At 57.9% G+C, this 26,942-nt stretch carries 26 protein-coding genes; 16 read left to right on the top strand and 10 right to left on the bottom strand.

Annotated elements, in window-relative coordinates; all coding sequences use genetic code 11:
* Positions 1-300 precede the first annotated feature (300 nt).
* The 8 genes from H7698_RS29740 to trpE all read left to right on the top strand — a co-directional run bounded on the left by H7698_RS29740 (position 301) and on the right by trpE (position 9,356).
* A complete protein-coding gene (locus H7698_RS29740) occupies positions 301-1,425 on the top strand; it encodes an ABC transporter ATP-binding protein (RefSeq protein ID WP_194693786.1) in 1,125 nt (374 codons plus the stop codon).
* 43 nt (positions 1,426-1,468) lie between these two features.
* Positions 1,469-2,512: an ABC transporter substrate-binding protein gene (locus H7698_RS29735; RefSeq protein WP_162436276.1), complete on the top strand. Its 1,044-nt coding sequence runs from the start codon at positions 1,469-1,471 to the stop codon at positions 2,510-2,512.
* A 264-nt stretch (positions 2,513-2,776) separates the two neighbouring features.
* Positions 2,777-4,024 carry an ABC transporter permease gene (locus H7698_RS29730; protein WP_194693785.1) on the top strand — a complete coding sequence of 416 codons (1,248 nt, stop codon included), beginning with the start codon at positions 2,777-2,779 and terminating at the stop codon, positions 4,022-4,024.
* A gap of 11 nt (positions 4,025-4,035) precedes the next feature.
* On the top strand, positions 4,036-4,860 hold the full coding sequence (locus H7698_RS29725; RefSeq protein WP_162436278.1) for an ABC transporter permease: 825 nt from the start codon (positions 4,036-4,038) through the stop codon (positions 4,858-4,860).
* A 224-nt stretch (positions 4,861-5,084) separates the two neighbouring features.
* Positions 5,085-6,233, top strand: a complete 1,149-nt coding sequence (locus H7698_RS29720) for an iron-containing alcohol dehydrogenase (protein ID WP_194693784.1) — start codon at positions 5,085-5,087, stop codon at positions 6,231-6,233.
* Between the two features lie 80 nt (positions 6,234-6,313).
* On the top strand, positions 6,314-6,988 hold the full coding sequence (gene rpe, locus H7698_RS29715) for a ribulose-phosphate 3-epimerase (protein ID WP_008035979.1): 675 nt from the start codon (positions 6,314-6,316) through the stop codon (positions 6,986-6,988).
* A complete protein-coding gene (locus H7698_RS29710) occupies positions 6,985-7,803 on the top strand; it encodes a phosphoglycolate phosphatase (RefSeq protein WP_162436280.1) in 819 nt (272 codons plus the stop codon). Before rpe ends, H7698_RS29710 begins: the two co-directional genes overlap by 4 nt.
* A gap of 71 nt (positions 7,804-7,874) precedes the next feature.
* A complete protein-coding gene (gene trpE, locus H7698_RS29705; RefSeq protein ID WP_194693783.1) occupies positions 7,875-9,356 on the top strand; it encodes an anthranilate synthase component I in 1,482 nt (493 codons plus the stop codon).
* Positions 9,357-9,443: 87 nt separating this feature from the next.
* Here trpE and estP read toward each other — a convergent pair whose 3' ends face one another.
* Positions 9,444-11,351, bottom strand: a complete 1,908-nt coding sequence (gene estP / locus H7698_RS29700; RefSeq protein ID WP_194693782.1) for an esterase EstP — start codon at positions 11,349-11,351, stop codon at positions 9,444-9,446.
* Between the two features lie 407 nt (positions 11,352-11,758).
* On the opposite strand from estP, the gene H7698_RS29695 reads away from it, so the two are divergent.
* The 4 genes from H7698_RS29695 to H7698_RS29680 all read left to right on the top strand — a co-directional run bounded on the left by H7698_RS29695 (position 11,759) and on the right by H7698_RS29680 (position 15,061).
* A complete protein-coding gene (locus tag H7698_RS29695) occupies positions 11,759-12,352 on the top strand; it encodes an aminodeoxychorismate/anthranilate synthase component II (protein ID WP_007980194.1) in 594 nt (197 codons plus the stop codon).
* Positions 12,353-12,361: 9 nt separating this feature from the next.
* The gene (trpD, locus tag H7698_RS29690; RefSeq protein ID WP_162436283.1) at positions 12,362-13,411 is read left to right on the top strand and encodes an anthranilate phosphoribosyltransferase; all 1,050 of its coding nucleotides are present in this window, start codon (positions 12,362-12,364) and stop codon (positions 13,409-13,411) included.
* Positions 13,408-14,244, top strand: a complete 837-nt coding sequence (gene trpC / locus H7698_RS29685; protein ID WP_194693781.1) for an indole-3-glycerol phosphate synthase TrpC — start codon at positions 13,408-13,410, stop codon at positions 14,242-14,244. The genes trpD and trpC overlap by 4 nt, the downstream gene beginning before the upstream one ends.
* 94 nt (positions 14,245-14,338) lie before the next feature.
* Entirely contained in the window at positions 14,339-15,061 is a 723-nt protein-coding gene (locus H7698_RS29680; RefSeq protein ID WP_162436285.1) for a lipoate--protein ligase family protein, read from the top strand.
* 21 nt (positions 15,062-15,082) lie between these two features.
* On the opposite strand, the gene crp is transcribed toward H7698_RS29680, so the two are convergent.
* Positions 15,083-15,727, bottom strand: a complete 645-nt coding sequence (gene crp / locus H7698_RS29675) for a cAMP-activated global transcriptional regulator CRP (RefSeq protein WP_194693780.1) — start codon at positions 15,725-15,727, stop codon at positions 15,083-15,085.
* A gap of 264 nt (positions 15,728-15,991) precedes the next feature.
* Here crp and H7698_RS29670 point away from each other — a divergent pair, with 264 nt between their 5' ends.
* Entirely contained in the window at positions 15,992-16,414 is a 423-nt protein-coding gene (locus H7698_RS29670) for an OsmC family protein (protein ID WP_008061600.1), read from the top strand.
* A 144-nt stretch (positions 16,415-16,558) separates the two neighbouring features.
* On the opposite strand, the gene coq7 is transcribed toward H7698_RS29670, so the two are convergent.
* The 6 genes from coq7 to hemJ all read right to left on the bottom strand — a co-directional run bounded on the left by coq7 (position 16,559) and on the right by hemJ (position 21,078).
* Positions 16,559-17,206 (bottom strand): 2-polyprenyl-3-methyl-6-methoxy-1,4-benzoquinone monooxygenase, encoded by a 648-nt coding sequence (gene coq7 / locus H7698_RS29665; protein WP_162436287.1) that lies wholly within the window; start codon positions 17,204-17,206, stop codon positions 16,559-16,561.
* A 124-nt stretch (positions 17,207-17,330) separates the two neighbouring features.
* Entirely contained in the window at positions 17,331-17,669 is a 339-nt protein-coding gene (locus tag H7698_RS29660) for a histidine triad nucleotide-binding protein (RefSeq protein ID WP_008027110.1), read from the bottom strand.
* A gap of 80 nt (positions 17,670-17,749) precedes the next feature.
* Positions 17,750-18,538 carry an SDR family NAD(P)-dependent oxidoreductase gene (locus H7698_RS29655; protein WP_162436288.1) on the bottom strand — a complete coding sequence of 263 codons (789 nt, stop codon included), beginning with the start codon at positions 18,536-18,538 and terminating at the stop codon, positions 17,750-17,752.
* Between the two features lie 62 nt (positions 18,539-18,600).
* The gene (locus H7698_RS29650; protein ID WP_194693779.1) at positions 18,601-19,575 is read right to left on the bottom strand and encodes a DUF805 domain-containing protein; all 975 of its coding nucleotides are present in this window, start codon (positions 19,573-19,575) and stop codon (positions 18,601-18,603) included.
* A gap of 72 nt (positions 19,576-19,647) precedes the next feature.
* Positions 19,648-20,616 carry an NAD(P)H-dependent flavin oxidoreductase gene (locus H7698_RS29645; RefSeq protein ID WP_194693778.1) on the bottom strand — a complete coding sequence of 323 codons (969 nt, stop codon included), beginning with the start codon at positions 20,614-20,616 and terminating at the stop codon, positions 19,648-19,650.
* Positions 20,617-20,649: 33 nt separating this feature from the next.
* Positions 20,650-21,078, bottom strand: a complete 429-nt coding sequence (hemJ, locus tag H7698_RS29640; protein WP_162436290.1) for a protoporphyrinogen oxidase HemJ — start codon at positions 21,076-21,078, stop codon at positions 20,650-20,652.
* A 137-nt stretch (positions 21,079-21,215) separates the two neighbouring features.
* Here hemJ and argC point away from each other — a divergent pair, with 137 nt between their 5' ends.
* Positions 21,216-22,250 (top strand): N-acetyl-gamma-glutamyl-phosphate reductase, encoded by a 1,035-nt coding sequence (gene argC, locus H7698_RS29635; protein WP_194693777.1) that lies wholly within the window; start codon positions 21,216-21,218, stop codon positions 22,248-22,250.
* 167 nt (positions 22,251-22,417) lie between these two features.
* Positions 22,418-22,768, top strand: a complete 351-nt coding sequence (gene erpA, locus H7698_RS29630) for an iron-sulfur cluster insertion protein ErpA (protein ID WP_007947969.1) — start codon at positions 22,418-22,420, stop codon at positions 22,766-22,768.
* A gap of 81 nt (positions 22,769-22,849) precedes the next feature.
* On the opposite strand, the gene H7698_RS29625 is transcribed toward erpA, so the two are convergent.
* Both H7698_RS29625 and H7698_RS29620 read right to left on the bottom strand, forming a co-directional pair.
* Positions 22,850-23,941, bottom strand: coding sequence for an anhydro-N-acetylmuramic acid kinase (locus H7698_RS29625; RefSeq protein WP_194693776.1), 1,092 nt, complete (start codon positions 23,939-23,941; stop codon positions 22,850-22,852).
* Positions 23,942-23,944: 3 nt separating this feature from the next.
* Positions 23,945-25,369 (bottom strand): peptidoglycan DD-metalloendopeptidase family protein, encoded by a 1,425-nt coding sequence (locus tag H7698_RS29620; RefSeq protein WP_194693775.1) that lies wholly within the window; start codon positions 25,367-25,369, stop codon positions 23,945-23,947.
* 212 nt (positions 25,370-25,581) lie between these two features.
* On the opposite strand from H7698_RS29620, the gene tyrS reads away from it, so the two are divergent.
* A complete protein-coding gene (tyrS, locus tag H7698_RS29615) occupies positions 25,582-26,781 on the top strand; it encodes a tyrosine--tRNA ligase (protein WP_194693774.1) in 1,200 nt (399 codons plus the stop codon).
* Positions 26,782-26,942: the final 161 nt, after the last annotated feature.

Raw genomic sequence — 26,942 nt, 5'->3', positions numbered from 1 at the left:
GCGGACTATCAGTCGACATCATTTTGAATGTCATACCGCAATCGCGAGCAGCCTCGCTCCCACAGGGATTGTGGTCGCATGCCCATTTACGACATCCTGCAAAACCGCTTTTGCCCGTTCTTGCGGCTTGCAGCTTCAAGATTGCAGCTGTCTCTATCTATTCCCGCCATCCTTGTAGGGCAATCCCTACCCCCAACCTTCCATCCGGCTGAGGCCAATCTCTCCTGCCCCCCGATTTGCGTGGCTCCCGGCGTCCACTAGGCTTAGTCCACAGCAGTCATCACTAACAAAGGTGTGGGTATGAGCCAGGTCGATTCAAGCGCAGGGGCCAGCGATGTTCTGGTCAGCTTTCGTGGAGTGCAAAAGAGCTACGACGGCGAGAACCTGATCGTCAAAGACCTCAACCTGGACATTCGCAAAGGTGAATTCCTTACCTTGCTCGGCCCGTCCGGTTCCGGCAAGACCACCAGCCTGATGATGCTCGCCGGTTTCGAAACACCGACCGCAGGCGAGATCCTGCTGGCGGGTCGTTCGATCAACAACGTGCCGCCACACAAACGTGACATCGGCATGGTGTTCCAGAACTACGCGTTGTTCCCGCACATGACGGTGGCCGAGAACCTCGCGTTCCCGCTGACCGTGCGCGGTTTGAACAAAAGCGATGTCAGCGACCGGGTCAAACGTGTCCTGAGCATGGTTCAGCTCGACGCCTTCGCCCAGCGTTATCCCGCACAACTGTCCGGCGGCCAGCAGCAGCGTGTGGCACTGGCCCGCGCACTGGTGTTCGAACCGCAACTGGTGCTGATGGACGAACCTCTTGGCGCACTCGACAAGCAACTGCGTGAGCACATGCAGATGGAGATCAAACATCTGCACCAGCGTCTCGGCGTGACCGTGGTGTACGTGACCCACGACCAGGGTGAAGCCCTGACCATGTCTGACCGTGTCGCGGTGTTCCATCAGGGCGAGATCCAGCAGATCGCGCCGCCGCGCTCCCTTTATGAAGAACCGAAGAACACCTTCGTTGCCAATTTCATCGGCGAGAACAACCGCCTTAATGGGCGTCTGCACAGCCAGACGGGTGATCGCTGCGTGGTCGAGCTGGCGCGTGGTGAGAAGGTTGAAGCCTTGGCGGTCAATGTCGGCAAAACCGGTGAGCCCGTCACGCTGTCGATTCGACCGGAACGCGTGAGCCTCAATGGTTCGAGCGAGTCCTGCGTCAACCGTTTCTCGGGGCGGGTGGCGGAATTCATCTATCTGGGCGACCACGTCCGGGTTCGTCTGGAAGTCTGCGGCAAGACCGACTTCTTTGTGAAACAACCGATTGCAGAGCTCGATCCCGCGCTGGCTGTCGGCGACGTGGTACCGCTTGGCTGGCAGGTCGAACACGTTCGTGCGCTCGACCCGCTTCTAGAGGCGAATTGATCGCCCCCTGCTACACCAACCCTGCACGTGGAGAACAATATAAATGTTGAAATCCCTGAAATTCACAGCCCTGGTAATGGGCATGATCGGTGCGGCACACGCGATGGCAGCGGGGCCGGATCTGACCGTGGTGTCCTTTGGCGGGGCGAACAAGGCCGCGCAGGTCAAAGCCTTCTACGCGCCGTGGGAAGCGGCGGGTAACGGCAAGATCGTAGCCGGCGAATACAACGGTGAGATGGCCAAGGTCAAAGCCATGGTCGACACCAAGAGCGTGTCCTGGGACCTGGTGGAAGTCGAATCGCCGGAACTGTCCCGTGGTTGCGATGAAGACATGTTCGAGCAGCTCGACCCTGCGCTGTTCGGCAAGTCCGAAGACTACGTCAAAGGCGCTATCCAGCCTTGCGGCGTGGGCTTTTTCGTCTGGTCGACAGTGTTGGCCTACAACGCCGACAAGCTGAAAACCGCACCGACCAGTTGGGTGGATTTCTGGGATACCAAGAAATTCCCGGGCAAGCGGGGCCTGCGTAAAGGCGCCAAGTACACCCTGGAATTCGCCTTGATGGCCGATGGCGTTGCGCCGAAGGACGTCTACAAAGTACTGGCCGGTAAAGACGGTCAGGATCGCGCATTCAAGAAGCTCGATGAGCTCAAGCCAAGCATTCAGTGGTGGGAAGCCGGTGCGCAACCGCCGCAATATCTCGCCTCCGGTGACGTGGTCATGAGCTCGGCCTATAACGGCCGAATTGCTGCCGTGCAAAAAGAAAGCAATCTGAAAGTCGTCTGGAACGGCGGTATCTACGACTTCGACGCATGGGCCATTCCAAAGGGCCTGGACAAGGCGCGGGCTGAAGCGGCGAAAAAATTCATCGCGTTCTCGGTCATGCCGCAGCAGCAGAAGACCTATTCGGAAAACATCGCTTACGGCCCGGCCAACACGCAAGCGGTGCCGTTGCTCGCCAAGGATGTCCTGAAAGACATGCCGACCACTCCGGAAAACATCGCCAACCAGGTGCAGATCGACGTCAGCTTCTGGGCTGACAACGGTGAGCAACTGGAGCAGCGCTTTAATTCCTGGGCTGCGAAGTAAGCAAAGGGCTCGCCCTCCTGTGAGGGCGAGTTTTTGTGGCGAGGATTCGCGTGGTGAAGAGATTTATGTGGCGGGGGGATTTATCCCCGTTCGGCTGCGTAGCAGTCGCGAATTCGGTGAGTGCGAGTACCTGAAACTCCTTAGTCGCAGGTTTTGGGGCCGCTTCGCGACCCAACGGGGATAAATCCCCTCGCCACACAAGCTTTCTCGCCACACCAGTTCGCTCCCACTTCAACGACTGATCAAAGATTTCCGGAGTACGCCATGGCTACCGCCATTCCCCTGAACGCGGGCACTGACCCCACCTTGAAGCAGCGGCTCAAGCATGCCGAGCGGATCAACCGCTGGAAGGCCCAGGCCTTGATCGCGCCACTGGTGCTGTTTCTGTTGCTGGTGTTCCTGGTGCCGATCGTGGCGCTGCTCTACAAAAGTGTGGGTAACCCGGAAGTTGTCGGCGGCATGCCGCGCACCGTGGCTGCCATTGCCAGTTGGGACGGCCGCGGCTTGCCCGCTGAACCGGTTTACAAAGCTGCCAGCGAAGACCTCGCCGAAGCCCGCAAAAACCAGACCTTGGGCGATCTGTCCAAGCGTTTGAACATGGAGTTGGCCGGCTACCGCAGCCTGCTGACCAAAACCGCCCGAGCCTTGCCGTTCGCCACTGAGCCCGCCTCTTATAAGGAAGCGCTGGAAAGTCTCGATGAGCGTTGGGGTGATCCGGCCTATTGGCAAGCGGTGCGCCGTAACACCAGCAACATCACGCCGTACTACCTGCTGGCGGCTGTCGATCACCGCATCGACGACCTCGGCGAAATTGCCCCAGCCACACCCGACCAGGCGATCTACCTCGACATCTTCGCCCGGACTTTCTGGATGGGTCTGGTCATCACGGCGATCTGCCTGGTGCTGGCGTATCCGTTGGCCTACCTGCTGGCCAACCTGCCGTCCCGTCAAAGCAACCTGCTGATGATTTTGGTGCTGCTGCCGTTCTGGACCTCGATTCTGGTCAGGGTTGCGGCCTGGATCGTGCTCCTGCAGTCGGGTGGTTTGATCAACAGCGGCCTGATGGCCATGGGCATTATCGATAAGCCTCTCGAACTGGTGTTCAACCGTGCCGGGGTCTACATCTCGATGGTGCACATCCTGCTGCCGTTCATGATCCTGCCGATCTACAGCGTCATGAAAGGCATCTCGCCGACTTACATGCGCGCCGCGATTTCACTGGGCTGCCACCCGTTTGCCAGTTTCTGGCGGGTGTACTTCCCGCAGACGTATGCCGGTGTCGGTGCCGGTTGCCTGTTGGTATTCATCCTTGCCATCGGCTACTACATCACCCCGGCCTTGCTCGGGAGCCCGAACGATCAGATGGTCAGTTACTTCGTCGCCTTCTACACCAACACCAGCATCAACTGGGGCATGGCCACCGCACTCGGTGGGTTGCTGCTGTTGGCGACTGTGGTGCTTTATCTGATTTACAGCTGGCTGGTGGGCGCCAGTCGCCTGCGCCTGAGCTAAGGGAGAACGAAATGCTGAATCCTTATATGTCGCCCATCGAACGGGTGTGGTTCTACAGTTTGCGCATCCTCTGCGGACTGATCCTGTTGTTCCTGATTCTGCCGGTGCTGGTGATCATTCCGTTGTCGTTCAACTCCGGGAGTTTCCTGGTGTATCCGCTGCAAGGTTTTTCACTGCACTGGTACCAGGACTTCTTCGCCTCGGCGGAATGGATGCGAGCGTTGAAGAACAGCATCATCGTCGCACCGGCAGCCACCGTATTGGCAATGATCTTCGGCACGCTGGCGGCGATTGGACTGACCCGTGGCGATTTCCCGGGCAAAGCCTTGGTGATGGCACTGGTGATTTCGCCGATGGTGGTGCCGGTGGTGATCATCGGTGTGGCCAGCTACCTGTTTTTTGCGCCGCTGGGGCTGGGCAACAGCTTCTTTTCGCTGATCGTGGTGCACGCGGTACTGGGTGTGCCGTTTGTGATCATTACGGTGTCGGCGACATTGCAGGGGTTTAATCACAACCTGGTGCGTGCGGCGGCCAGCCTGGGCGCTTCGCCACTCACCGCGTTTCGTCGAGTGACGTTGCCGTTGATCGCCCCCGGCGTGATTTCCGGTGCGCTGTTTGCCTTCGCGACGTCGTTCGATGAAGTGGTGGTGACCTTGTTTCTTGCCGGTCCTGAACAAGCGACCTTGCCTCGGCAGATGTTCAGCGGCATCCGCGAAAACCTCAGCCCGACCATTGCTGCTGCGGCAACGCTCTTGATTGCTTTCTCGGTGATCCTGCTGCTGACCCTGGAATGGCTGCGCGGACGCAGCGAGAAACTGCGTACGGCGCAGGTGTAACGCCAATTTCTGTAGGAGCTGGCGAGTGAAACGAGGCTGCGATCTTTTGATCTTGTTTTTAAAATCCAAAGTCAAAAGATCGCAGCCTCGTTTCACTCGCCAGCTCCTACAGGGGATTATGTAGTTTCTCCGGATCGCAGGTCATTCATGACCTGAATATCAGACAACCCCAAATCCCCAGCTACTATTGTGCCCAGCTCCCCTGTCTATAAGAGGCTGCGCACATGAGTCTTTCCTCTTTCAAAATCGCTCACAAACTGATCACCGGCGCAGGTGCCATCGAGCAGTTGGCCGCCGAACTGACACGCCTGGATGTCGACCACCCGCTGATCGTCACCGATGCGGCCCTGGTCAAATCCGGAACCGTAGAGCTGGCGCTGACGCAGCTGGGCGGTCGTACCTACGAGATATTCGACCGGGTGCTGCCGGACCCGGAAATCGCCATCGTCGAAGACTGCATGCGGGTTTACCGTGAAGGCGGGCATGACGGCTTGATCGGATTGGGCGGCGGGAGTGCGATCGACATCGCCAAGAGCGTTGCGGCCTATGCGGGTTATCACGGCGCGCTGGAGGACTTGTTCGGTATCGATCAGGTGCCGCGCAAAGGTCCGCCGCTGATCGCCATCCCGACGACGGCGGGTACCGGCTCGGAGGTGACCAATGTAGCGATCCTCTCCGACAAGGTTGCGCAGCTCAAGAAAGGCATCGTCAGCGACTATCTATTACCGGACGTGGCGCTGGTCAGCCCACAGATGACCCTGACCTGCCCCCGCAGTGTCACTGCTGCCAGTGGTGTCGACGCGCTGGTCCATGCCATCGAATCCTATCTGTCGGTCAATGCCTCGCCGATCACCGACGCCCTGGCCATTGGTGCGATCAAACTGATCGCCAAGGCATTGCCCAAGGCCTACGCCAACCCGACCCACCTGCAGGCCCGCGAGGACATGGCCACCGCCAGTCTGATGGCCGGCATGGCGTTTGGTAATGCGGGGGTCGGCGCGGTGCATGCGCTGGCGTATCCCCTGGGCGGGCGATTCAATATTGCCCACGGTGTCAGCAATGCACTGCTGCTGCCCTATGTGATGACCTGGAACAAGATGGCCTGCGTCGAGCGCATGCAGGATATTGCCGAGGCCATGGGGGTGAAGACTGCTCATTTGAGCGCCAACGAAGCGGCGGATAAAGCGGTCGAGGCGATGACCGACTTGTGCGGTGCGGTAGAAATCCCTCAGGGACTGCGCAGTTTCGGCGTGCCCGAAGACGCGATCCCGGCCATGGCCGTGGAAGCCGCCGGGATCGAACGCCTGATGCGCAATAATCCACGTAAGTTGAGTGCCGTCGATATCGAGAAGATCTACCGAGCGGCTTACTGATCATCGCGCTCACGGTGCGCGCGTCAAAGCATGAGGTATACAATGCGCGCCATCGTGATTTTGCTCAGAAAAGGTGCGTCATGCAGCCCTTCGTAATTGCTCCGTCGATTCTCTCCGCTGACTTCGCCCGACTGGGTGAAGAAGTGGACAACGTCCTGGCCGCTGGCGCCGACTTCGTGCACTTCGATGTCATGGACAACCATTACGTACCCAACCTGACCATCGGCCCGATGGTCTGCGCGGCACTGCGCAAGTACGGCGTGACCGCGCCGATCGATGCGCACCTGATGGTCAGCCCGGTAGACCGCATCGTCGGTGACTTCATCGAGGCGGGGGCGACGTACATTACCTTCCACCCGGAAGCCACTCAGCACGTTGACCGCTCCTTGCAACTGATCCGTGAAGGCGGCTGCAAGTCGGGCCTGGTGTTCAATCCGGCAACACCGCTGGACGTACTCAAGTACGTGATGGACAAGGTCGACATGATCCTGCTGATGAGCGTCAACCCAGGTTTTGGCGGCCAGAAGTTCATTCCAGGCACCCTCGACAAGCTGCGTGAAGCGCGCGCCCTGATCGACGCTTCCGGACGTGACATTCGCCTGGAAATCGACGGCGGCGTAAACGTGAACAACATCCGTGAAATCGCCGCTGCTGGCGCCGATACCTTCGTTGCGGGCTCGGCCATCTTCAATGCGCCGAACTACCAGGAAGTGATCGAGAAGATGCGTTCCGAACTGGCGCTGGCTCGCCCATGAGTGGCTTTGAACAGCTGTTCCCGGGGTCTCTGCCGCGGCTGGTGATGTTCGATCTGGATGGCACGCTGATCGATTCGGTCCCGGACCTCGCAGTGGCTGTGGATAACATGCTGTTCAAGCTCGGTCGACAGCCTGCCGGCCTGAACGCTGTCCGCGAATGGGTCGGTAACGGTGCTCCGGTGCTGGTTCGTCGAGCGCTGGCGGGTGGCATTGACCATTCGACGGTCGATGACGGTGAAGCGGAAGGCGCGCTGGAGATTTTCATGGAGGCTTACAGCGAGAGCCATGAGCTGACCGTTGTTTACCCCGGCGTGCGCGACACTCTGAAATGGCTGCACAAGCAGGGTGTGGAGATGGCGCTGATCACCAACAAGCCGGAGCGTTTCGTCGCGCCATTGCTGGATCAGATGAAGATCGGTCGCTACTTCAAATGGATCATTGGCGGCGATACCCTGCCGCAGAAGAAACCCGATCCGGCAGCACTGTTCTTTGTGATGAAGATGGCCAACATTCCGGCTTCACAGTCCTTGTTCGTCGGCGATTCGCGCAGCGATGTGCTGGCGGCGAAAGCGGCAGGGGTCAAGTGTGTAGCGCTGAGCTATGGCTATAACCATGGCCGGCCGATTGCCGAAGAGTTGCCGGCGCTGGTCATCGACGATCTGCGCAAGCTAATTCCCGGTTGCCTGGATTCTGCCTCTGGGATAACGTTGCCCGACGCTGTTCAACCCCCTTCTGGAAACGCCATCGTGGTGGTCACTCGCAAACTCTGGATGAAAGTCATCAAGGCCCTGGCCCGCTGGCGTTGGCGCGCCTGACTCGATTCTGGCCGGTTATCCGGCGCGTTTGCATACCTGACTGTTAGACCCTCAAGCCACGAGGCTACCCCATGATCCGCGAAGAATTCCTGCGTTTGGCCGCTGCCGGCTATAACCGTATCCCGCTTGCCTGCGAAACTCTTGCCGACTTCGACACGCCGCTGTCGATCTACCTGAAACTGGCTGACGAACCTAATTCCTATCTGCTGGAATCGGTTCAGGGCGGAGAAAAGTGGGGCCGTTACTCGATCATCGGTTTGCCATGCCGCACCGTGTTGCGGGTCCATGACCATCACGTCAGCGTGACCCATGACGGCATCGAGATCGAAAGCCACGAAGCCGAAGATCCACTGGCCTTCGTCGAAGCATTCAAGGCTCGGTACAACGTGCCGACCATCGCCGGCCTGCCGCGCTTCAATGGCGGCCTGGTGGGTTACTTCGGTTACGACTGCGTGCGTTATGTGGAAAAGCGTCTAGGCAAATGCCCGAACCCGGATCCGCTGGGCGTGCCGGACATTCTGCTGATGGTGTCCGACGCGGTGGTGGTGTTCGACAACCTCGCCGGCAAGATGCACGCCATTGTTCTGGCCGATCCATCCCAAGAGGATGCGTTTGAACAAGGTCAGGCGCGGTTGCAGGAACTGCTGGAAAAACTCCGCCAACCGATTACCCCGCGACGTGGGCTGGATTTCAGCAAACAGCAGTCTGCTGACCCGATCTTCCGTTCCAGTTTCACCCAGAACGATTACGAGAAAGCCGTCGACACCATCAAGGAATACATCCTCGCCGGTGACTGCATGCAAGTCGTGCCGTCCCAGCGCATGTCGATCGACTTCAAGGCAGCGCCGATTGATCTGTACCGGGCGCTGCGCTGCTTCAACCCGACGCCTTACATGTACTTCTTCAACTTCGGCGACTTCCATGTCGTGGGGAGTTCGCCGGAAGTGCTGGTGCGGGTTGAAGACAATCTGATCACCGTCCGACCGATTGCCGGCACCCGCCCACGTGGTGCCAACGAAGAGGCTGATCTGGCGCTGGAGAAAGACCTGCTGTCCGACGACAAGGAGATCGCCGAGCATTTGATGCTGATTGACCTGGGTCGCAACGACACCGGCCGTGTTTCGGAAATCGGCTCGGTGAAACTCACCGAGAAGATGGTGATCGAGCGTTATTCCAACGTGATGCACATCGTCTCCAACGTCACCGGGCAGTTGAAAGCCGGGTTGACGGCGATGGACGCGTTGCGGGCAATTCTGCCGGCCGGCACGTTGTCCGGCGCGCCGAAAATCCGCGCGATGGAAATCATCGACGAGCTGGAACCGGTCAAGCGTGGCGTCTACGGTGGCGCGGTGGGCTACTTTGCATGGAACGGCAACATGGACACCGCGATTGCGATTCGCACCGCCGTGATCAAGAACGGCGAGCTGCATGTGCAGGCCGGTGGCGGCATCGTTGCCGACTCCGTGCCGGCGCTGGAATGGGAAGAAACCTTGAACAAGCGTCGTGCGATGTTTCGCGCGGTGGCGCTGGCTGAGCAGACTCCAGAAAGCTGAGTTCGCTTCCGCCAGGATGTTGCTCAATTCAAAAAAACGCGGCGCCTGTGAGGGCGTCGCGTTTTTTTATGCGTGCTGTTTGCCGGATCAGAAATCCAGCGCAACGCCGACGTTGACGCCTTGCTGGGTAAAGTCATCATCCTTGCGAATGAGGTAGCTGGCCCGCAGCGCCAGGTCTTGGGTGAGGTTGTGACTGACGCCCAGATTCACCCGATTCGAATGACTTTGCGGTGTATAGCCTACGAGTTTGAAGTCGTTGGCCGGCAAGCTGTTGAGGGCGATGTTCACTTTCTGCACATCGTCTTCGTACTCGCGCTCGTAGGCGTATTCACCAAACACCCGAGTTTGCGAAGTGATCTGATACTTGCCCTGCAGACCCAGGCCCAGGCGCTTCGAATCACGGGTCTGGTCATCGAAGTTCAACGCTGTGGCGCGGTTGCTGTTCTCCGAATATCCGTCGACCTCTACCTTGGCATAATCAACGCTCACGAACGGCGACAGGTGCCATTGGCTGCCAGGTTGCGCGATGTCGTAACCCACGCGAGTACTGAACGCCCAGAGATGGCCGTCAGTATCACCTTTCTCCGCACCTTCGCTGGCACCCAGGTCGAACTTGCGTTTGAGGTTGTCGTAATCCAGCTTGCCGCCCGTCAGCGCGGCATCTGCCCACCAGCGGTTCTGCTGGAACTGGGCGAAGGCGGTGGCGAGGTAGCTGTTGAGTTTGTAGTCCGAATCGTTGCTGCCGGCTTCCAGGGTTTGACGATAAAAGCCTGCCGCTACGCCGACGCGCCAGGCGTCATTCAGACGATAGCTGCCACCGATATTCAGGTTGTAGCCGCTGCCATCGGCGCTGGCGCCGCTTGATTGGCTGTCGATATCAAGATGCTGTCCGCCACCGGCGACGATTGCCCGCCATTGTCCTACAGCCTGCCAGCTCTCCCAATCCGATTGCCATTGGCTGCGCAATTCGTCCTGGTGAGCACGTAATGTGGCGTGGGCCATTTCCGGCAACAGCGTCAGTTCCCATGGCGCTGCCAATAAGGAGTAGGCGTAATCGGAAATCAGCTTTTGTCCGGCTTCGGTGGGGTGAACCCCGTCGTTGTAAATCAGCTTGCTCGGGTCCGGGGTGGCGCTGTTGATGCCGTATCTGGCGTTTTCCGTGCAGCCGTTACCGCTGAAGCAGGTGGCCGTGAGGTTCTGGTCAGTGGCGAGGCCGAACCGGCCCGGATCCGCGAACGACTCTTGCAACAGCAACGGAATGTTCAACGGAATGATTTCTGCGTTGATGCCCTGCAGACGTTGCACCAGCTGCAGGTTGAACTGGTTGCTGAGCTGCGTGGCTGCTGTTTGTAAACCTGTGCCGTTGATGGCTGGCGTCAGGCCGATGTCAGGCAGCAGCCAGACCATGACGTACTTCGCACCGGCGGTTTGCAGGACCTGCACGCTGTCCGCCAGTCGATCTGCCGCCGCGTTGGCCTGAGCAGGGCTGAGGATGCGCCCTTGCAGGAAGTCGTTACCACCGCCGGAGAGGTAGTAAAGCGCGTTCGGATCGGCGCGGAAGTTGTTCGATGGCAGGTAACCGGCTCGGGTGCGTTCGCCCGTGGCGGATTGGGTGGTAATGGAGTCAAGGATCTGATCGGTGCGATACCCGCCTACGGCCCAGTTGTTGCCATCCGGCAGGCCCTGATTGGCGCGTACGGCTGAGCTCGAAGCAGCCGTCTCGTCCGGAGTGAAACCGAGCCGTCCACCCAGCAACTGCGTGGAATTGAGCGAGCGGAATTCGCCGCTGCCATCCTGATAGAGCGGTCCGGTCCGGTTGGTGTAGCGCTGGGTCGCACCGGCAGGACCGCCCGTGTCGGTAAAGGTCCCGGCATCGTTGAGGCTGTCGCCGAAGACGACGAAATTCGAATAAGGATTTGGAGCGGCGATCGCCTGGGCGCAGGCCATTGCGAGCAAGCATCCGGCGAGCGGTACAAACAGCGTCTGTTTGATCATGAGCAAGTCCGTTTATTTATTGTTGTAGTGAACGAAACGACAGTACCAAAATCTTCCGGCCTTTTGCCATCGGTCGCGAACCCTTCGATAGTTTCCCCAGCCGTCGGCCCCACCATATTGCACGCTCCGCCCAGCTAAGTTACTGTGCCGAGACGTATGAATGAGACCTTCCCCGTGTTGATCATCAGCAAACTTCTGGATCAAGTCATCAAGGCACACGCCCGCTGGCGTTGGCGCGCCTGAATTCCTTTGCCGGCCTCGCCGGTCCTGTACCGATTTACCTTCTTTACCCGTTTCAATTGCCGCTTTGCTGGCGCCACTCCAGCACCTGACAAAGCGCAGCGCTCCGCGGGTAATCGTTTGAAGGTCATGTTCAAAGTCAGTGAATTCAAGAGGTTCCAAGCGCCATGTTGCTGATGATCGATAATTACGACTCTTTTACCTATAACGTTGTGCAGTACCTTGGTGAGCTCGGCTCCCAAGTCAAAGTCGTGCGCAACGACGAACTCACCATTGCCGAAATCGAAGCGCTCAACCCGGAGCGCATCGTCGTGTCGCCGGGTCCATGCACCCCGACCGAAGCAGGCATTTCCATTGAAGCGATCAAGCATTTTGCCGGCAAGCTGCCGATTTTGGGTGTTTGCCTCGGTCACCAGTCCATCGGCCAGGCCTTTGGTGGTGACGTGGTCCGCGCCCGTCAAGTGATGCACGGTAAGACTAGTCCGGTATTCCATGAGGACAAGGGCGTTTTTGCAGGTCTGAATCGTCCGTTGACGGTGACCCGCTATCACTCGCTGATCGTCAAGCGTGAAACCCTGCCCGATTGCCTCGAACTGACGGCATGGACTCAGCTGGAGGACGGCTCGGTCGACGAGATCATGGGCCTGCGCCACAAGACGCTGAACATCGAAGGCGTGCAATTTCACCCCGAATCGATCCTCACCGAACAAGGTCACGAACTGTTCGCCAACTTCCTCAAACAAACCGGCGGCACGCGCTAAGGACTTTCCATGGATATCAAGACAGCCCTGAGCCGTATCGTCGGCCACCTCGACCTGAGCACTGATGAGATGCGTGATGTCATGCGCGAAATCATGACCGGGCAATGCACGGACGCGCAGATCGGCGCGTTCATGATGGCCATGCGCATGAAGAGCGAAAGCATTGACGAGATCGTCGGTGCGGTGTCGGTCATGCGCGAATTGGCGGACAAGGTAGAACTCAAGACGCTGGACGGTGTGGTTGACGTAGTGGGCACTGGCGGCGACGGTGCCAATATCTTCAACGTTTCGACCGCGTCCTCGTTTGTGGTCGCGGCTGCGGGTTGCACCGTGGCCAAGCACGGTAACCGTGCGGTATCGGGTAAAAGTGGCAGCGCTGATCTGCTGGAGGCGGCCGGTATCTATCTGAACCTGACGCCCATTCAGGTGGCGCGCTGCATCGATAACGTCGGCATCGGCTTCATGTTTGCCCAGACTCATCACAGTGCGATGAAGCACGCCGCCGGCCCACGACGCGATCTGGGCCTGCGCACGATGTTCAACATGCTCGGCCCGCTTACGAATCCGGCTGGCGTTAAACATCAGGTGGTCGGCGTGTTCAGCCAGGCGTTGTGCCGGCCATTGGCCGAGGTCTTGCAACGTCTTGGTAGCAAACACGTGTTGGTGGTGCACTCGAAGGACGGCCTGGACGAGTTCAGTCTGGCGGCACCGACTTTCGTAGCGGAGTTGAAGAACGACCAGATCACAGAGTATTGGGTCGAGCCAGAAGATTTGGGCATGAAGAGCCAGAGCTTGCATGGCCTGGCAGTTGAAAGCCCGGCGGCTTCGCTGGAACTGATCCGCGATGCCCTGGGCAAGCGCAAGACTGAAAACGGTCAGAAAGCGGCGGAAATGATTGTGCTCAATGCCGGTGCTGCGCTTTACGCCGCCGACCATGCCACCAGTTTGAAAGAGGGCGTTGCCCTGGCGCACGATGCGCTGCATACAGGTCTCGCTCGAGAAAAGCTTGAGGAGCTGGGTGCATTTACCGCGGTATTCAGAGTGGAGAATGAGGGATGAGTGTACCGACGGTTCTGGAAAACATTCTGGCGCGCAAGGTCGAAGAAGTTGCCGAGCGCAGTGCTCGTGTGAGCCTTGCCGAGCTGGAACGTCTGGCCAAGGCGGCCGATGCACCCCGTGGTTTTGCCGAGGCGTTGATCGCTCAGGCCAAGTTGAAACAACCTGCGGTGATTGCTGAAATCAAGAAGGCTTCGCCAAGCAAAGGCGTGATTCGCGAGAACTTCATTCCAGCCGACATCGCCACAAGTTACGAAAAGGGCGGCGCGACCTGCCTGTCCGTACTCACCGATATCGATTACTTCCAGGGTGCCGACGCGTACCTGCAACAGGCTCGCGATGCCTGCAAACTGCCGGTGATTCGCAAGGATTTCATGATCGATCCGTACCAGATCATCGAAGCCCGGGCGCTGGGCGCGGACTGCGTGCTGTTGATCGTCTCCGCACTGGATGACGTGAAGATGGCCGAGTTGGCAGCCGTTGCAAAAAGCGTCGGCCTTGATGTGCTGGTGGAAGTGCACGATGGCGATGAGTTGGAGCGGGCCTTGAAAACTCTCGAAACGCCGCTGGTGGGCGTCAACAACCGCAACCTGCATACTTTCGATGTCAGTCTGGAAACCACGCTGGATCTGCTGCCGCGTATTCCGCGGGATCGTTTGGTGATCACTGAAAGTGGCATTCTTAATCGCGCCGACGTTGAACTGATGGAAATCAGCGATGTGTATGCGTTCCTGGTCGGGGAGGCGTTCATGCGCGCTGAAAGCCCGGGCACTGAATTGCAGCGTCTGTTTTTCCCTGAGCGCGGCACTGCAATCAGTGGTTCGACACTCGACTGACTCGACCTCTTCGCGAGCAGGTTCACGCTCACATTGAGCGCGGCTGATGTGGGTGTGAACCTGCTGGCGAAGATGGCTTCAGATGCACCATGGAATGACCCGTCAAACGGACTCTCTAATGCACCCGACCTCGCTAATCGTAGAAGCTGGACTGCTCGCCGAACAGGATCTGCTGGCCTCGGTTTGCTCCGGTGAATCGGAATTCGGCCTGTTGTTCTGGCAACCCAGTGATAAAGCGCTGGTCATGCCTCGACGCCTGAGTCGCCTGCCTGGTTTCGAGGCTGCCTGCGATGCATCGGCGGCTGCAGGCTGGCCTGTGTTGCTGCGTGAAACTGGCGGTGAGCCAGTGCCTCAGTCGGCATCGACCATCAACATTGCCCTGGTTTACGCACCGCCCGCTCGGGAAGGGGATTTGAATCGCATCGAAACCGCGTACCGGCGTCTTTGCGATCCGATCTGTCAGCTTCTGGATGAGTTGGGGGGCGTGTCGTCTCTGGGTGAAGTCGACGGCGCGTTCTGCGACGGTCGTTTTAACGTCAACCTCGACGGGCGCAAGATGGTCGGTACTGCTCAGCGCTGGCGCCAAAGCAAGGGCGGTACGCGTCCCGTCGGCCTGGTGCACGGAGCTTTGTTATTGGATAACGAGCGTGAGTCGATGGTTGCAGCGGTCAATCGGTTCAACGAGGCGTGCGGTCTGGATCAACGGGTTCGCGCTGAGAGCCACATCGCCTTACATGAAAAGTTCACCGCACCTGATGCGCTGGAGCGGCTCGATACGCTTTATCGTCAGTTGCTGGCGGAAGTGGTTGCGGCTTAGTTTTCGAACTTGACGCGTAACTCAACGTGTACCGAAGACCACCATGGTCTTGCCTTTGACGTCCACCAGGTTGCGCTCTTCCAGATCCTTGAGCACGCGACCGACCATCTCTCGTGAACAGCCAACAATCCGCCCGATTTCCTGGCGCGTCACCTTGATCTGCATGCCGTCGGGATGCGTCATGGCATCGGGTTGCTTGCACAGTTCTAAAAGGCAGCGGGCAACGCGGCCGGTCACGTCGAAAAACGCCAGATCGCCGACTTTGCGCGTTGTATTGCGCAGACGCTGTGCGATTTGTCCGCTAAGCACGTAAAGAATGTCCGGGTCTTGCAGGGACAGTTCACGGAATTTTGCGTAGCTGATCTCCGCGACTTCGCATTCGATCTTGGCCCGTACCCAGGCACTGCGTTCCTGTTCCAGACCGGCCTGTTCAAACAGGCCGAGCTCTCCGAAAAAGTCTCCGGAGTTAAGGTACGCGATGATCATTTCACGGCCATCGTCATCTTCTATAAGGATGGTGACCGAACCTTTGATAATAAAGAACAGCGTTTCCGAGCGATCGCCGGCACAAATGATGTTGCTCTTGGCCTGATACCGGCGGCGCTGGCAATGCATCAGCAGCTTGTCGAGGTTTTTGATTTTTGGGGCGGGAGCAATAGCAACCATGGTTGTATCCCGAAAAGACTGCACGGTGTGTTTGGTTTTTTTTAGGCGCTTGTGAAGGCCCGGACCGCGAGCGGACGGACGGACTGCTTATTCGCTTCAAGCTGGCTATGCGCCAGTGAATTGGCGCCAGCATAACAGACACTTTCTGCAACTTTCGAGATTTTGCCTACGCAGGCGAAGGTTATGTCCTACGGAGGTGAGCGCTGTCAATCAAGGACCCTGTGCTAAGCTGGCGACCCTTTTTTATGTAGTGGAGTCTTGGCGATGAAGGCACGCATCCAATGGGCTGGCGAAGCCATGTTCCTCGGCGAATCCGGCAGCGGCCATGTCGTGGTCATGGACGGTCCCCCTGATGCCGGCGGTCGCAACCTGGGTGTCCGTCCGATGGAGATGCTCTTGTTGGGTGTTGGCGGATGCAGTAACTTCGATGTGGTCAGCATCCTCAAGAAGTCCCGTCAGGCGGTAGAGAGCTGCGAAGCTTTCCTTGAAGCCGAGCGCGCCACCGAAGATCCAAAGGTATTTACCAAGATCCACATGCACTTTGTGGTCAAGGGCCGCGGGCTGAAAGAAGCTCAGGTCAAACGCGCCATTGAGCTGTCGGCCGAGAAGTATTGCTCGGCTTCGATCATGCTCGGCGCGGCAGGCGTGGAAATTACCCACGACTACGAGATCATTGAGCTCGGCTGAAATCGACATTCCCCCAGATGCAAAAAAGGCGACTACCTCACGGCAGTCGCCTTTTTACTGGCTGATGCAAAACTCGATTGGCGCAAGGATCGCCCGCGATTGCGTCTTGAGTATCGCCATCGGGGACAAGTCTTGCTCCTGAGGTCAGATTCGATAAGTACTCTTGGTCATGACCTTGGCCAACAAGCTCATCCCGAATTTCACAGGAGCCGGGAAGCGAAAGCCCCCAGCATCCAGTGCACTCTGCGCGTGATGCTCTTCATCCGTGCGCATCTGTTCAAGAATTGCTCTGGATTTTTCATCTTCCGCTGGCAGTTGCTCGAGGTGCTCGTTCAAGTGTTTGCACACCTGATGCTCGGTGGCGGCGACGAACCCCAGGCTGACTTTGTCGCTGATCAAGCCGGCGACCGCACCTATTCCGAACGACATGCCGTAGAACAACGGGTTGAGAATGCTGGTGTGGCTGCCCAATTGATGGATGCGTTGTTCGCACCAGACCAGATGGTCGATTTCTTCTTCGGCGGCATGTTCCATGGCGGCACGCACTTGCGGCAGTTTCGCCGTCAGGGCTTGGCCTTGGTACAGCGCCTGGGCGCAGACTTCGCCGGTGTGGTTGATGCGCATCAGGCCGGCAACGTGCCGGGTGTCTTCGTCGCTCATTTGCACATCAGGCTGCACGATAGCCGGGGACGGACGGTACGGCTGGCCACTGAACGGTAGCAGGGTACGCATCGCCGCATCGGCTTGCAGCAGTAGACGGTCAATCGGCGAGTAGTGACGTTGGGTAGTCATGCTGACCTCCGGGAAGAATCTCGGCGGCCAGTTTAACCGAATCGGCCGGTGAAGGTTTGCGTTGGGTCATTTGGGGGAGAGGGCGTCTCCTGGAACAAGCCCTCTCCCGCAGGGATTTGTGCAATCAGCCCGGCGGCCAGTGCATCTGACGCTGACCCAGCACATGCATATGGATGTGATAGACGGTTTGACCGCCTTCTTCGTTGCAGTTCATCACGACGCGGAAGCCTTTTTCGCAACCCAGTTCCAGAGCGAGACGCTGGGCTGTGAACAAGATATGTCCGGCCAGTGCCTTGTCGTCCTCGGTGAGGTCATTCAGGGTGCGCACCGGTTTCTTCGGAATCACCAGAAAGTGCACGGGTGCCTGCGGGGCGATGTCGTGGAAGGCCAGAACCTGGTCGTCCTCGTAAATGATCTTTGCCGGGATTTCCCGGTTGATGATCTTGGTGAACAGAGTATCCACAGCTGTTTTCTCCGTTGTTTAGGCAGTCCTGAGTGTACCCACGCAAGCTACACCATCCCAGTGTTATGCCGTAAGACCGTTCAGCGAGGGCAGTAGGCCTTGTTGACCATGCCTGCGATTATCCGGTTCAGCCAGCGTGAGCCGAGGCGCGGGAGGAAGGCGAACCACCGGTTGCGCTGACCTGGAATAATAATGGCGCGATTTTTTTCCAGCGCTCGCACGGTGTAAAGAGCAACCTCTTCGGCACTCATCATCCGCTTGTTGTTTTCAAGCTTGGCGGTGTCCATCTGAGCGGTGCTGAAAAACGCTGTGCGGGTAGGGCCGGGGCAGAGCACCGACACCTTGATCGCACATTTCTTGAGTTCTACGCGTAAGCCTTCGGAAAAATTCAGCACATAGGCTTTGCTGGCGTAGTAGGTGCTCATCCATGGGCCAGGCTGGAACGCCGCCAAGGAGGCAACGTTCAGAATCTGCCCGCCACCCTGCAAGGCCATCGTGTTGCCGATGGCGTGACACAGGCGAGTAAGGGCCAGAATGTTGACCTCGATCAGGTCCTGTTCGGTCATCCAGTCCTGAGCCAGGAAGGGACCACAGGTGCCAATACCGGCGCAGTTCACCAGCAGATCAATCTGCCGGTCACCTTCCTCGAGCTCCAGCAAAAATCCGGACAGCCGCAGGGGCTCTCCCAGATCGCAGGCTCGGAACAGTACCTCCACACCAAAACGCTGGGTCAGTTCTATCGCAATACTTTCCAGCTGATCACGCTGTCGGGCCACTAATAGCAGGCTGCGGCCACGGCGGGCCAGCGCTTCGGCCATCGCCAGGCCGATGCCGCTGGAAGCGCCAGTGATCAGAGCGTAACGGGTCATTCAGTTCTCCATCGCAACAGCTCCGCGCCAGTGACGCGGGTGTCACGTGCGGGGAGCGCTGTTCATTCTTTCGCAGAGTCTACAGGGGGCTGGGCTTCTTCTGCTGCTTCGTCAGCTGAATTTGGCGCTGGCTCTGCTTCCACTGCGGTCTGATCTTCGATCTCTTCGGTGGTGACGGAGTCACTTTCGTAACTGCTCTGGGTCGCGTTTTCGTATTCATCCTGAATTGCCGTGAGGCCACCCGCCAACCCTCCAATGAACAGGATCGCGATAAACACCAGCCACAACGCAGAGAGCACTTTTACTGCGTTGCTGTTGGGCGGTGGCGGTGCACCGTACCGATTGGCCGTGCTGTTCCCCGGCACAACCATCATCACGAACGGAAAGAAGCTACCGATAAAGGGGACGAGGTTCAGCAGCCACAACCAGCCGGACCAACCGATATCGTGAAGACGCTGGACGCTGAACTGGATACTGACAAAACCCAGTGCGACGACGAGGATGAACGCCAGCAGACCTGCAAGAATCAGCCCGGCGTTTGAATCCGAACTGAGAAGCGCCAGACCAAAAAGCGCAAGCACGATCCCGATGCCGAGTGTCACGAGCGTCAGGACCATCGTCCAGGCAAGAAAGCGTAAGCGTCCGATACGTCCCTGAAAGCTGAACGGCTTGAGCGGAGCAAAGTCGGGCAATGCTTCTCCGACCGCGGCGCGTGGCGAGGCATAGGGCGAATCCTGATCCGGCGAGGGGGGCGCGTAGGACGGGGCTGGTTCGTGCACGTCGGCCAAATCCAGCTCGATCGTTGGCTCGCTTTCGATTCGCGCATCAATGCCGGTTTTCACCAGTGCCTGTAAATACGTCTGGGCATCGGCGTGCGACAGGTCACGCTTGAGAGCAACCGGGCGCCCACTGAACAGTCGTTCGATGGCCGTTACATCGCTTTTGAACAACTCGGCGAGATTGAGCTTGGCCGTAGTGACATCGACGCCTGGCAGCAGAGCGCCGTCGAATACGATCTTGAAACGGTTTTCGCTCATTGCGAGGCATCCTTGTCGCGAGTGTTTGAATGAGAGATGCATACGCCGATCGCAATCGACCGGTTTCTGCATTTAGCGAGGCCAGCGCTTCGGCAGCGTTGCGGCCAGTTCCAGCGCCTTGCGGTATTCGCTGTCGAGGCGCGCGACCAGTTCATCAACGCCTGGTAAGTCATCGATTTCACCAACGCCTTGGCCGGCGGACCATACGGTCTTCCAGGCTTTTGCTTCATCGCTTACAGGTTTGAGTTTGGAGCCGAAGTCAACTTCCCCTTTGCCTTGCAATGCCGCCATGTCGAAGCCGGCAGCCTCAAGGCTTTGACGCATGAAGCTCGCCGGAACACCCGACACTGCTGGAGTATGAACGATGTCGGCTGCTCTGGAACTCAGTAGCATCTCTTTATAGGCATCGGGCGCATGACTTTCGGTGGTGCCGATAAATCGCGTACCGAAGTAGGCCAGATCCGCGCCGAGCAATTGTGCGGCAAGAATCTCGTGGCCGTGGTTCAAACAGCCGGCCAGCAGCAGCGTTTTATCAAAGAACTGGCGAATCTCGGCAATCAAGGAAAATGGACTCCAGGTGCCCGCATGTCCACCGGCGCCCGCCGCCACTGCAATCAAGCCGTCTACCCCGGCCTCTGCAGCTTTCTCGGCATGGCGACGGGTCGTCACGTCGTGAAACACCAGCCCACCGTAGCTGTGAACCTCATCCACCAGTTCTTTCACAGCGCCAAGGCTGGTGATCACAATGGGAACCTTGTGTTCGACACAGATCGCGAGGTCCGCTTGCAGCCTTGGGTTGCTGTTGTGGACGATCAGGTTTACTGCATAGGGCGCCGGATTTTCCAGTGTCGCCAAACCCGCTTCAATCTCTTCCAGCCAGGCCTTGAAGCCGCTGCTCTCGCGTTGGTTAAGCGCGGGGAAGCTCCCCACTACGCCATTACGGCAGCAGGCGAGTACCAATTGTGGATTGGAGATCAGGAACATCGGCGCCGCCACAACCGGTAGGCGCAAACGTTGTTCAAGCAAAGCGGGCAGCGACATTGTAGGTACCCCGAAAAGTAGCGCGTAGTGAAGTTAGAACGGTCGAACCACGACCAGAATTACGATAGCCAGCAATATCAGAACCGGCACTTCATTGAACCAGCGATAAAAGACATGGCTGCGGGTGTTTTCGCCACGGCCAAAGCGTTTTACCTGCGCGCCGCACATGTGGTGGTAGCCGATCAGAATCACTACGAGCGTCAGCTTGGCGTGAATCCAGGCACCCTGGCTGAATATGCTGGGGTTCATGGCGATCAGTGCGATGCCGAAGATCAGCGTGGCGATCATTGCCGGTCCCATGATGCCGCGGTACAGCTTGCGCTCCATGATGCTGAAACGCTCCTTGCTGACGGTGTCCTCACTTTGGGCGTGATAGACAAACAGGCGTGGCAGGTAGAACAGGCCGGCAAACCAGCAGACCAGACTGACGATATGAAAAGCTTTGAGCCATAGATAAAGCATTTTTTAGGTATTCCCAGGTTCACGGTAGCCTGGATAGTAGAGGCTTGAGGCTCCGCGCGTCACCTTGCCGGTTGTCGCAGCGCGATGCGGGCCCTATTATCGACGGCTTTCCAGTGGTTTCGTTTGAGGGCAGGTTTATGGTCAAGGTCGGTATCGTCGGCGGCACGGGTTACACCGGTGTCGAACTGCTGCGTCTGTTGGCACAGCATCCGCAAGCTGAAGTGGTGGTCATCACTTCCCGATCCGAGGCCGGTCTGGCCGTGGCTGATATGTATCCAAACCTGCGCGGTCACTACGACGGCCTGGCGTTCAGCGTTCCAGACATCAAAACCCTGGGTGCCTGCGATGTGGTGTTCTTCGCCACGCCTCACGGTGTCGCGCATGCCCTGGCGGGTGAGCTGCTAGCGGCCGGGACCAAGGTCATCGACCTGTCGGCGGACTTCCGCTTGCAAGACGCTGATGAGTGGGCGAAGTGGTACGGACAGCCGCACGGTGCTCCGCAATTGCTTGAAGAGGCCGTTTATGGCTTGCCGGAAGTCAACCGCGAGCAAATCAAACAGGCTCGTCTGGTTGCTGTTCCTGGTTGCTACCCGACTGCTACCCAACTGGGATTCCTGCCATTGCTCGAAGCGGGGCTGGCTGACACCACGCGTTTGATCGCTGACTGTAAATCCGGCGTCAGCGGTGCTGGTCGTGGCGCTGCCGTAGGTTCTCTGTACTCGGAGACATCGGAAAGCATGAAGGCTTACGCCGTCAAAGGTCACCGTCATTTGCCGGAAATCCGCCAGGGTCTGCGCCGTGCCTCGGGCAAGGACGTTGGCCTGACCTTCGTACCGCACCTGACACCGATGATCCGCGGCATTCACTCGACACTCTACGCGACAGTCGTGGATCGCTCGGTGGACCTGCAGGCGCTGTTCGAAAAACGCTATGCCGACGAGCCGTTCGTCGACGTGATGCCAGCCGGTAGCCATCCGGAAACCCGTAGCGTGCGTGGCGCGAACGTGTGCCGAATTGCCGTGCACCGTCCACAGGATGGGGATCTCGTCGTGGTGTTGTCGGTTATCGACAATCTGGTGAAGGGTGCGTCGGGCCAGGCGGTGCAGAATCTCAATATCATGTTCGGTCTGGATGAGCGCCTGGGTCTTTCCCATGCAGGCATGTTGCCGTAAGGCTTATCCCCAACAGCAAAAAGGCCTGGATATCAGGCCTTTTTGCATTCTTGTCTGACGATTTGCTTGATTGATATACCGTAACAATAGTTGACCGATTTTCTAGGAGAAGCGGATAATGCGCGTCATCACGCATTATGGCGGCGTAACGCCGGGAGATAGTTAGCATGAGCGTCGAATCCTTCACCCCCACGGCTTTGCAATTCACCCACGGTGCTGCGCACAAGGTGAAGAGCCTGGTCGATGAAGAGGGGAATGATCGCTTGAAGCTGCGCGTATTTGTTACGGGTGGTGGTTGTTCCGGGTTTCAGTACGGCTTCACCTTCGATGAAGAAGTGGCCGATGACGACACGATCGTCGAACGCGAGGGTGTGAGTCTTGTCGTTGATCCGATGAGCTTTCAGTACCTGGCAGGTGCCGAAGTGGACTACCAGGAAGGTCTGGAGGGTTCGCGTTTTGTGATCAAGAATCCGAACGCCTCCACCACGTGTGGCTGTGGTTCTTCGTTCTCGATCTGAATACGCTTCAAGATAATACCGAGCGCCGCATAACCTGAGAGTTTTGCGGCGTTTTGCTGTCTGGAGTTTGCTGGGGAGCAGTCAGGCGGGATAGATAGCGCCGAGCACCCGCAAGCCTCGAGCGCCAGTGACGCTGGGGCGATTGGCGGCAATGCCTGCGAGGCAGCAGTGGGCCAGCCAGGCGAAGGCCATCGCTTCTACCCAATCCGGGTCGACGCCGTAAGCGGCAGTGCTGCAGACTCTTACGTTGGGTAACAGACGGGACAGGCGATGCATTAGCGTGGCGTTGTGCGCGCCGCCGCCGCAGACCAGCAACTCACGCGTATCTGATTGAGCGCTTTGCAACGACTCAGTGATTGTCAGGGCGGTCAGTTCCAGCAGTGTTGCCTGCACATCTTCGATGGCGAACGTCGGCAACAGTGAAAGATGCTGTGTCAGCCAGGGTAGGTTGAACACTTCTCGGCCGGTACTTTTAGGGCCTTTGGTGACGAAAAACGGATCGCTCAGTAGCGCTTTCAACAAGACAGGTTCGACTTCGCCGGTGGCAGCCCAAAGGCCGTCGCGATCAAAGTTGTCGCCGCGTTGTTGATGAATCCAGGCGTCCAGAAGAACATTTCCCGGGCCGCAGTCGAATCCCGCAACGGGTTTGCCGGGTTCAATAAGGCTGAGGTTACTGAAACCTCCGACATTCAGCACTGCGCGGTTGCCGGCCTGCTCTTCAAACAATGATTCGTGGAAGGCTGGCACCAGTGGAGCACCTTGCCCGCCGGCGGCTACGTCGCGGCTACGGAAGTCGCTCACCACGGTGATGCCCGTCAGCTCGGTTAGCAGGGCAGGGTTGCCAATTTGCACGGTAAAACCGCGCGCCGGTTCGTGGCGAATGGTCTGGCCGTGGCTGCCAATGGCGCGGATGTCCTCAGGTTTCAGGTTTTGTTGTTCGAGGAGAGCGTGGATGCCTTGGGCGGCCAGCTTCACCCAGTTTTGCTGGGCGATGGCGGAACGGGCGATTTCGTCTGGGCCGCTGGCGCACAAGCCAAGCAACTCGGCGCGCAATGAGTCCGGCATGGGGATGTAGTGCGTGGCGATCAGTTTGATCGCCGGGGTCAGCTCTATAAGCGCAATGTCCAATCCATCAAGGCTGGTCCCGGACATCACGCCTATATAGAGGGCCATGGTTTAGCGCTTGCTCGAAGCGAGCATAGTGGCCTTCTCTTGATCCATGCGCGCCATCAGCGGCTGGCTCTGCGCGAGGAAGCGTGCGCGCTCGGCTTTGGCGATCGGATCGGCCATTGGCAGCTTCTGGCCCAGCGGGTCGACGTGTACGCCGTTGACCTGGAACTCGTAATGCAAGTGTGGGCCGGTGGACAGGCCGGTGGTGCCAATGTAGCCGATTACCTGACCTTGCTTGACGGAGCCGCCAGTCTTTACGCCCTTGGCGAAACCTTGCATGTGCCCGTACAGCGTGCGGTAGGTATTGCCGTGCTGGATGATCACTGTATTGCCGTAGCCGCCGCGGCGCCCGGCCAGCAACACCTTGCCGTCGCCCGCAGCCTTGATCGGCGTACCGCGTGGGGCAGCATAATCAACCCCTTTGTGAGCGCGAATCTTGTTCAAAATCGGGTGTTTGCGGCCCATGGAGAACTTGGAGCTGATGCGGGCGAAATCTACCGGAGTACGAATGAACGCCTTGCGCATGCTGTTGCCGTCAGCGGTGTAGTAGCTGCTATTGCCTTGTTTGTTGGTGTAGCGCACTGCGGTGTAGGTCTTGCCCCGATTAGTGAAGCGTGCCGACAGGATCGGACCGTTACCGACGGCCTTGCCATTGACGACTTTCTGCTCGTAGATCACGTCAAACTCGTCACCCTGGCGGATGTCCTGAGCAAAATCGACGTCATAGCCGAACACACTGGCCATGTCCATGGTCAGGCTGTGGGACAGGCCTGCACGGGCGGCGGATTGCGACAGCGAGCTGTTAATCACGCCGTGGACGTAGGCGGAGCGTACGGTGGGCTTGGCGGTAATGCGATTGAACGTATAACCCTTGTCGTTCTTGGTCAGGGTAATGCTTTCAAGGTCGCTGACCTTACTGTGCAGGTTGGTCAGCTGACCTTCCGGATTCAGTTCGAATTCAAGTTTCTGACCATGCTTGAGTTGGCTGAATTGCTTGGCTTGCTTATCGCTGGACAGCACTTCATGTACCGACGCTGCCGGCAGGCCGACTTTCTCGAACAAGGTTGAGAGCGTGTCGCCTTTGGAAACGATCACTTCCCGATGATTTGGGGCCTTCTTTTCTTCAACAGCCGGCGCTGGTGCAGGTTCTGCCTGAGCGGTTTCCTTGGTTTCTTCAACGCTGTTTTCAATCTGCGCGAAAGGGGAGGTTGCGGACTCATTTGTGGCTTGAACGGCTTCAGCAGCGTCTTGATCTTGTGTCAGTTGTTCAGCAGGGCTTTCCAGTTCAAGACTCAGGGTTGTCTTTTTGGCTTCAACATCACTGGAAGGGAATACCAGAAGCGCCAGGCTCAGAAGGGCGGCAATACCGCTTGCTGCGAGCAGGTGGGTCTTCGGGTAAAGCGGCGGCGCTTTAGACGATTCTTTGGTCATAGGTAATTTTTGACTTTGAAGAAGATGAATTGGAATAGATGAATGACATGATGAAGATGAAATAACTGTATAAAATATAACCAAATCATCTCTGAAGCAAGTCCGTGGTTACTCTGCCAGCGGATTGGCGTCATTGCGCCGGCCAAACTTTGTATTTGAGGCGTGATCTTGTATGGTTGGTACCCTTTGAATTCGAGCCTTGCGGGTCTGTTATGAAGTCGGTTGAAGAGCAGCTAGCGCTGATCAAACGTGGTGCGGAAGAACTGTTGGTCGAGTCAGAGCTTGTTGAGAAGCTAAAGCGCGGCCAGCCGCTGCGTATTAAAGCGGGCTTCGATCCGACTGCGCCGGATTTGCACCTGGGTCACACCGTGCTTATTAATAAGCTGCGCCAGTTCCAGGAGCTTGGGCATCAGGTGATCTTCCTTATAGGGGATTTCACCGGAATGATCGGCGATCCGAGCGGGAAAAGCGCAACGCGTCCTCCGCTGACTCGCGAGCAGGTGCTCGAAAATGCTGAAACCTACAAAACTCAGGTTTTCAAGATTCTTGATCCGGCCAAGACCGAAGTGGCATTTAACTCCACCTGGATGGATCAGATGGGGCCGGCTGACTTTATTCGGCTGACTTCGCAGTACACCGTCGCACGCATGCTCGAGCGTGATGATTTCGACAAGCGCTATACGACTAATCAGCCAATCGCTATTCATGAGTTCCTCTATCCGTTGGTGCAGGGGTATGACTCTGTTGCGTTGCGCGCGGATGTCGAGCTGGGCGGCACGGATCAGAAGTTCAACCTCTTGATGGGGCGTGAGCTGCAGCGTGGTTATGGTCAAGAGCCTCAGTGCATTCTGACCATGCCATTGCTGGAAGGTCTGGATGGCGTGAAGAAGATGTCCAAGTCGCTGGGTAACTATGTCGGTATCCAGGAAGCGCCTGGTGTCATGTACAGCAAGCTGGTGTCTATTCCGGATGCGCTGATGTGGCGCTATTTCGAGTTGCTCAGCTTCCGCTCCATGGATGAGATAAATGCATTCCGTGTGGATGTGGAGTCGGGTGCCAATCCGCGTGACATCAAGATCAAGCTGGCCGAAGAGATCGTGGCGCGTTTTCATGGTGAAGAAGCTGCGGCCAACGCTCACCGTGCGGCAGGTAATCGCATGAAAGATGGCGAGCTGCCGGAGAACTTGCCGGAGATTGAGTTGGCTGCTGCTGAAGATATGCCGATTGCGGCCGTCCTTAATAAGGCAGGCTTGGTCAAAAACTCGGCTGTGGCGCGTGATCTCCTGAATGCTGGTGGTGTGCGTATAGATGGTGAGGTTGTCGATCGCACCTTTATATACGCGCTGGGCGCGACTCATGTCTGCCAGGCCGGAAAGAAGGCATTTGCGCGCATTACGCTCAAATCGGAATAAAGGTGAAATAAGGGGTTGACGGCGAATTGTAACGGTCTATAATTCGCCCCACTTCCGGCGCAGTCGAAACGGAAAACTCCTTGGTAAACAAAGAGTTACGCGGTTTTCGGCAGTGAGTTGCTTCAGGTCATCGAAGCGCGAAAGGAGTTGAAAAAGAGGTG

It is taken from the genome of Pseudomonas sp. p50(2008) (assembly GCF_015351605.1).
Classification (GTDB): domain Bacteria; phylum Pseudomonadota; class Gammaproteobacteria; order Pseudomonadales; family Pseudomonadaceae; genus Aquipseudomonas.
Note: the sequence above shows the minus strand (reverse complement) of the source record. Positions and strands in the feature narration are given on the sequence as shown.